Source organism: Amycolatopsis pigmentata (genome assembly GCF_042684065.1).
Taxonomy (GTDB): Bacteria; Actinomycetota; Actinomycetes; order Mycobacteriales; family Pseudonocardiaceae; genus Amycolatopsis_E; species Amycolatopsis_E pigmentata.
In genome coordinates, this window is record NZ_JBHUKR010000016.1 from 44,659 (window position 1) to 51,849 (window position 7,191).

Annotated in this window: 6 protein-coding genes; 1 reads left to right on the plus strand and 5 read right to left on the minus strand. The window is 64.5% G+C overall.

Going from position 1 to position 7,191, the window contains the following annotated elements:
- Positions 1 to 151: 151 nt before the first annotated feature.
- From ACFSXZ_RS27555 to ACFSXZ_RS27565, 3 genes are all read right to left on the minus strand, one after another.
- Positions 152 to 928, minus strand: coding sequence for a HEAT repeat domain-containing protein (locus ACFSXZ_RS27555; protein ID WP_378268121.1), 777 nt, complete (start codon positions 926 to 928; stop codon positions 152 to 154).
- A gap of 412 nt (positions 929 to 1,340) precedes the next feature.
- On the minus strand, positions 1,341 to 1,667 hold the full coding sequence (locus ACFSXZ_RS27560) for a DUF4265 domain-containing protein (RefSeq protein ID WP_378268122.1): 327 nt from the start codon (positions 1,665 to 1,667) through the stop codon (positions 1,341 to 1,343).
- Between the two features lie 208 nt (positions 1,668 to 1,875).
- On the minus strand, positions 1,876 to 2,757 hold the full coding sequence (locus ACFSXZ_RS27565; RefSeq protein WP_378268123.1) for an Imm52 family immunity protein: 882 nt from the start codon (positions 2,755 to 2,757) through the stop codon (positions 1,876 to 1,878).
- Between ACFSXZ_RS27565 and ACFSXZ_RS27570 the strand changes: the two genes are divergently transcribed.
- Positions 2,750 to 3,283, plus strand: coding sequence for a transposase (locus ACFSXZ_RS27570; protein WP_378268124.1), 534 nt, complete (start codon positions 2,750 to 2,752; stop codon positions 3,281 to 3,283). The genes ACFSXZ_RS27565 and ACFSXZ_RS27570 overlap by 8 nt on opposite strands.
- 64 nt (positions 3,284 to 3,347) lie before the next feature.
- Here the strand turns inward: ACFSXZ_RS27570 and ACFSXZ_RS27575 are convergent, their stop codons facing one another.
- A complete protein-coding gene (locus tag ACFSXZ_RS27575) occupies positions 3,348 to 4,028 on the minus strand; it encodes an Imm52 family immunity protein (protein WP_378268125.1) in 681 nt (226 codons plus the stop codon).
- An 11-nt stretch (positions 4,029 to 4,039) separates the two neighbouring features.
- On the minus strand, positions 4,040 to 7,177 hold the full coding sequence (locus ACFSXZ_RS27580) for a polymorphic toxin-type HINT domain-containing protein (RefSeq protein ID WP_378268126.1): 3,138 nt from the start codon (positions 7,175 to 7,177) through the stop codon (positions 4,040 to 4,042).
- Between the last annotated feature and the right edge of the window lie 14 nt (positions 7,178 to 7,191).

Genomic DNA, 7,191 nt, shown 5'->3' on the forward strand with positions numbered 1-7,191 from the left:
CCCTTGGCGGGGCTGCCGAAGGAGCGCAGGACGTCGCTGGCCGGCTGAGCGGCGTGCTACGGCTTGTTCTTCCAGGTCAGCCTCCAGTGTAACCAGCCGAGTAAAGGAGTCTTATGTTCCGGGTGGTTCACCTTAGATCGCCCTGCGTGTCTCATGTGGACTCAGTCCCATCGACGGAGCCGTCGGGGTCGATTGCGAGATCGCGTTCGCCGATCCACTCGATACTCGCGACGATGTCCTCACGGAGCTCTGCGTGTCGTGCACCGTTGACCGCGCGGTTACGAGCCTGCACGACAAGAAATGGCCACGGTTGGGCGAAGTCCAGCATGGTGTTGTCTCTGGGATAATCGACCCGCCGCGTCCGGCCGTCCGGTTCGACACTCCAGAGTTGGAAGTAGAGCGTCACCTGACGGTGGTTGGCAAGATCACCGATTACGTCGATGAGCCGAGTCGATGGCCATGCAGGGAAACCGGCGCCCCTCGCGCCTTGTAGGTCGGCGGTCAGTCGCGGAACAATGGGTTGTCTGGCCCCAAGGTCAGTCAGTGCGTGTCGCAGGACCACTGATGCCACCGAGTCGAGCGGATCACGCCGGGAGAGGCTGGCCTGATACGCACGCCGCAGCGCGGGGACCGCGTCATAGACACGCAGCCGGCCAAGAGCCTCGGCTGCCCACTGGCGGACAGTACTGTTCTCGCTGTCCAACAGCGACTGGTCAGCGCGCCGATCGTCGAGTTCCTTGAGGATCTCAATGGCGCACAGCTGTCCGAAGCTGCCCAGTGTCGGCAGTGCGCGCAGCAGCGGCGGGACGACGTCGGTGTGGCGGCCCTGGGAGGTGAGCACGGCCTGTGCATCTTCGGCTCGCTCGTCGCTGTCGGCGTCGAGTTCGCGGATCAGCCACTCGATGGTCCTGGGCTCGCCCGTGTTCACGGTCGTCATCCTAATCAGTAGTAGGGAGGGCGCATCGAAACTCTGGTCCTGACCACCCTGACCCATACCGCACCGCCGTATGCGCCGAAAAACACACCCTCGACGAACGGACCTGGCGCACCGGACGCACCCACGTCCTCACACGACAAACCCTCTACACCACCACCTACGCACAACGGCAACGGGAAACAGCAGCCAAGAACAACATCGCCCGAGAACTCGACATCCTGAACAACCATTGAGGCCACAAGTGCCGCAAATCCCCTCACAGCAGTCGTGGTCGAACGCCACCGGCTCCTCGCCGGGAAGTAATCGTGGCACAACATCGACGTGCTCCGAACCATCGTCGCCCTCACCGTCAACGTCAACGCGCTCGGCGTTGACGTCCGCGCAAACACCAGCCGCCTAACGCTCAGACCAAGATCCGTTCGACCTCCACGGCCTCACCCAGTTCGGCGAGGCCAGCGAAGAACTCGTCGCGGGATCTCCCCCGCTCAACGCCTACGGCGATATAACCTGAATTGAACCACTCGCACGAGTACCGGAGTTGCCCGATCAGAGAGTGGAGCTTCGGATGAACTCTGTCGACGTCCTGCGGCCGCTTGACGGCGACCCGGACCACACCCTTGCCCGAGCGCAGCTCGACAGCCTGGATCACATAGCCGGTCGCGGTGTCAGCACACACGACATCACCGAGAGCGCTGTCGTAGGCGAACAAAGGGATGCAGCACGTGCACAAACGGCGCCGATGTCGGAGGATCCAGCCTGCAGCACGACATGGAACCGCACCGACTCACCGCCCTCGATGCTGGCTGGCACGTCGCAGCGTCGAGCCGGGTGGCGAGGAAAGTGTCGTCAGTTGTCAGCCAGGAGCTGCCCGACCAGGGCGGCGTCTGGTTGCATGAAGACCCGTCTGGCAAAGAACAGCTCTACCCGTCTACTACTGTTCAGGAGAGTTCGATCGTGCTTAATTGAGCTTCCGCTGCTTTAATGTCATTGTCGGAAACCTGTAGAGGGTTCGGGCCAGCCGTTAAAAGCACACCGTTGCCGAGCGATGCAATCTCGATGCCAGCTTGCGCCTTAGAGATTAGGGCACGCTCCGTTCGGAGGTAGGTAAGCCACCCAACGTATGGACGCCTGTCGGCTTGCATGTCCTGCATCGTATTGCTCGCGAAGACCGCCCAGTCGGGATCCCACTCGTCAACCACGGCGCGGAACAAAGCTCGCACGGTTTCGGGCTGGTACAGACGAAGATCTTCTCCGCCAGGCAAGGGCAGGTTGATCAAGACTACATTCGGGGAGACCGCCGCGTCCGAACCGCACGTCACGTTCATGGCGACGCCTGACGACTCCCTCCCGTCCCACAGGGAAATCCGGAACCCAAGACCGGGGAATTTCTCGTCGTAGCTTTGTTGCAATAGTTTCCGCAGGCTCTCCTCCGAGGAGGCAACTCGTAACCTCAAGGACTCGGCTCGATTACGGCCTACCTTCAACCAGGTAGACAGCAGCGGATCCACCTCGGTAAGACGGTGCAAGCAGCGCGCCAATCGCCGCGCGCAGTCCTCTACAGGCTCGGTCCGCGAAGCCCAGTAAGCACCCAGGAAGAAGTGAACGGGCACTGGAAGACTTCCTTCCTCAAGGAACGACAGTGATGTTGAGGCGATACCGTTGCGCCTGAAGAGAGTAGTCGCCACGGCAGCCGCCTCCGGTTCCAGGAACATCCACGTGATAGGCGTCCCGCCAGCCGCGCCCAATTGCCGCCGAGCCTGACCGACGAAGTCGTCGGCGATCCAGGGCCGGAAGGTACTGGACGAGGCCGGGATGCGCACCGACCATCACGCCGACACCACCTGGGCACCCGTGGGCAGGATCCCCGTGCGCTCGACGGGCGGGCGCCACGTGGTCAACATGATCTCCGCGATCACCGCACAGGGAGCACTCCGCTTCGCGGTCTTCGATGGCAGCCTCGACGCCAAACGGTTCATCGAGTTCTGCAATCGCCTGATGCACGACACCGACGGGCCGGTCTACCTCGTCCTCGACGGCCATCCCGCCCACCGTGCCCGCGTCACGAAACGCTTCGCCGACGCCACCCACGGTCAACTCCGGCTGTCCTTCCTGCCCGGCTACTCGCCCGAAATCAACCCCGACGGGTGGGTCCGGAAGAACGTCAAACACGACCGCGTCGGCAAAGCCGGGACCACCGGCGCCGACGACCTCAAGACCAAAGCCCTCGGAGCACTCCGCCGCCTGCAAAAGCTCCCGCAACTGGTCCGTGCATTCTTTCCGCGCCCCCACTGCGTGCTGATGCGCCCGGGCAACGGTGGAATCCTCTTGAACCAGGGCGGGGCGTAGTGGTGGGCTGGCTGAGCGTGCTGCGATCGGGTGTCGACTCGGACGTTTCCGGTCGAGTTGCGATTCAACGGGCCTCGACGTTGACTTGGCTCACAAGGTTGGCGACTTCTCTAATGTGTTTCTCGGTGACCAGTAGTGGTTCCGGCCCGGCCACCAAGAGGGTACCTTCGCCCAGCCCCGAAATCTCGATGTCGGATCCTAGGGGTGATACCGCTGAGGGGTCAGTTCGGAGGTATGTCAGCCAGCCCGCAATAGGGCGTCGCGGCAGCTTCACCTGCATTTCTCGCATCTCACGAGTCGCAAAAATCGCCCACTCAGGATCCCACTCTTCCACGACTGCACTAAAGACAAGCTTCATGGTTTCAGCTTGGTAGAGGCTGCTATTTTCTTCCGTTGGCCGGGGTAGTTCAAACACAACTACGTTCGGCGAAACCACAGCGGGCGAGCCGCATATCACATTGAATCGGACCGAGTCGTGCGTTCGATCCCAGACGTGTACGCTGAACCCGAGCCGGGGGCGTTCTGGATCGTAGCTTGCTTCTAGCAATCGGCGCAAATTCTGCTGGGATGGTTCAATTCTTTCCCGCCGCGACTCCGCTTCGTCGCGGCCCACCTTCCACCACGTGGACGGTAACGACTCCACCTCCGCGAGACGGCGTAGGAACCTGGCAAACCTCCCCGCGCAAGCCTCGGCCGACTCGACACGCGACCCCCAATACGCCCCCAAGTAGAATGGGCTGGGCATGACAGCTCCTTCTAAGGTATCACGGCGATGTCGATACCCACTATATCGTTGTCAGCTAGGAGCTGTCGGACCAGGGCTGCCGACTCTGGCTGCATGAAGATCCACCTGATGGGCGTCCCAGCGGCTGCATCTAGCTGTTTTCGCGCTGCGTCGATGAAGTACGCGTTGATGAACCCTATGAACTTGCCATCGGATTGGATGAACTGGTTGTAGTTCGCCTTGGCGTCGAGGAGGAACCCACCTTTGTATCCGTCGAAGTTGTACCCACCCGCTCTGTAGACGAGACCCACCGGCGCGCCTGTTATACGAGTCTGATATGCCGCGCTCTGCGGGCTCGATTTTAGAAGGCCGAGTTCGCTGAAGGCAAAGGACCATATACCGGGGCCGGAAGGATCGTCAGTGAACCAGCAACCGTCGTTGTGGACGAGGACGGCGGTGTCGCCGCCGCGGACGTAGTAGGTGTGGAGGTGGTTGACGGTGAGGTTGTAGACGGTGAGTTTTTCGTCGTGCAAGCGCACGTCCAGCACGACTGCTTCCCGGCCGTCCGCGGTGCGCAGGCGTTCGCCAGGGTTGAGATCACCGGCGTCCACCCAGGACTCCAGGCCTCGTACCCAGAACGGATGGTTGCTGGTTGCCTGGATTATGGATACGCCGGTCGACGTGCTGATTTCGACGTCGGCGAGGTTTTTGGTGCCGCTGCCGGCGATGACCTTGGAAACCGTGCCAGCTGCACTACCGGCAGCATAAGGGGAACTGGCCAAGACTTGATCGTTTGGCGTGACTTGCGCTATTAGTTTTGTACTACCATCGGCCATGAGCACACCGGTGTCGCCGGTGAAGCTGTTCGGCGTGGTGGTGCCGCAATTACGGAAGAGGTTGGTCGCGGACTCGGCGAGCTGGGCTGCCGATGCTTCGTCTTCGACCATGGACCTTTCCAGGATCGCCTGGATGCGCGTGGTGGCTAGCGCGTCGAGTGCGGCGATGCCCATCCAGGAGGTGAAGGCGGTGCCTTCGGGGATGATGGACATTGCGAGTAGGCCGCAGGGTTCGAAGGCGCCGCATAGTCCGGCGAGTTCGATCGACAGCATCCCCAGGAGAAACTGGGTTGACGCGTTGACCGTGACGGTGGCCAGAGTGAGGTTTTGGTCGATTTTGAAGGTGGGGCTCAGGACGTCGGACAGGCATGCTTTGTGCAGGTCGGTGCCTTGCTGGTAGAGCAGCTCGCACATGGAGCCGTTGGCCAGCATGGTGGTGGCCTTGTCGTAGTCGGAGGCCGTGATCATGTGGATGCAGTCGGTGTAGGCCTGTGGGACGGCTTGGTACTGCTGGCAGTACTGGGCCTGCTCGAAGGCCTCCGCCGTCCGCGCGTCATCTACCTTTTGTTGTGCGGCGTGCAACGCCTGCTGCGCGGCAGCCGCGGCCGCGTCAGCGTCCTGGTGCGCGTTGTAGGACGACACGTACGCGTGGTGCGCGGAGTCGTAGGCGTCGGCGGCGAAGCGGGCGGCTTGGTTGGCCGAGGCGGTGGCCCAGGTTGACGAACGCGCGGCTTGCTCGGCCGACTGCTGGGCCGAGTTCGCGGCCGCGCGTGCGGTGGTGGCCGATTGCGCGGCTTGGGTGGCGGAGTCCTGGGCCTCCACGGCGGACTGGTGGGCTTGGTTGGCGTAGATGCCGGCCTGGGTGGCGTCCTTGCCGGCCTGCTCGGAGTAGCTGGTGGCCAGGGTGGCCTGTTCGCGCGCGGTGGCGGCGGTGGCCTGGGCTTCGTTGGCATTCTGCGACGCGGTAACCGCGGCTTGCGAGGCTTGGGCAAGCAACCCTGCTACAGCGTTGTTGTGGGTGGCGCTGTCCTGGTCGCGTTGCGCGGCGGTGTACTGCTCGACGGCAAGGAACTGGTGGAGCATGCCGGCCGTTCCGTCGAGGGCGACCTGCGCGGCGGCTTTGAGCTCCGGCCCGCTGGTGTCGGCGGCGAGGATCTGGTTGACCTTGATCCGCTCGTCGGTGGCGGCAGCGGTGTATTGCCGGGTGGACAGGAACTGCCGCAGCGATGCGTCGTCGCCAGCGTCCAGGGCTTTCTGAGCGGCCTGCTGCAGCGTCGTGTTGTGCGCGTCCTGAGCGGCGGCGAGAACCTGGTCGACGGCAATCCGGTCGTCGGTCCCCCGGCCCGGATAGTCCTGAGTCCGCAGGAAGGCCGCGACGTCGGCGTCGGTTCCCGCGAGCGCGGCCTGGACTGCCGCTTTGAAGCCGTCGGTGCCGGTTTCGGCCAGGCTGCGCAGGGTGGTTCGGTCGTCCTGCCCAGCAGCCTCGGCGATCCCGGTCCGCACGAACAGCACCGCCACCGTGTCTGAACCGGACAGTGCGTTGTAGGCGGCCGCCTGGGTCCATGGCCCCCCGGTTTGGGCCAGCGCGAGCGCGACCTTGCGGGCGTCGACGAGCACACGCGCGGGGTCGGTGGCCGGATCGTTCGCTTCGGCGATCAGCCGGTTGGTTTCCGCGTCGCGGAGCTGCGCCTGGGTGGCTTCCCACTTGTCCTTCGCGACAACCTGGGCCGCGGCGGCGCTCGCGGCTTGAGCGAGTTGGTCGTTTTGTTCCTGCTCGGTCGCGATACGTTCCGCGTCGGCGGCGCGAGCGGCGTCGTAGACCTGCTGGGCCTGCTCGGCGGCGTCGATCGCGGCTTGCGCCGCGGCGGTGGCGGCGTTGGCATGCGTGGTGGCCTCGTTGGCCGCGTCCACGGCGTGCCCGGCATGCGCTGCCGCGTCCTCGGCTGCCGCGGCGGCGGCCTCGGCGTCGTCGGCTGCCCGGTTCGCCGCATCACGCGCAACCGTTGCTGCGTTCGCCGCAGTCGCGGCGAACGCCCCGGCCGCCGCGGCGGCGCGGTTGGCGCGGGCCGCGTTGGCTTTGGCGGTGGCGGCGGCCTGCCGTGCCTTCGCGGCATCGGCACCGGCGTTGGACGCAAGGGAGGCGGCATCCGCTGATGCTTGGGCGGCTGCGGCTGCGTTGTTGCCTGCGGAAGCGGCCGAGTCCGCGGCCGCTTTCGCGTTGTTCACCGCGTCCAGCGCCGCCTGCGCCGCGGCTGCCGCGTCCCGCGCCCCGGTCGCGACGGCGCGCGCGTCTTCCGCGGCCTGGCGGGCCGCATCGGCATGGCCCTCGTCCACCGCCGCGGCCGAGG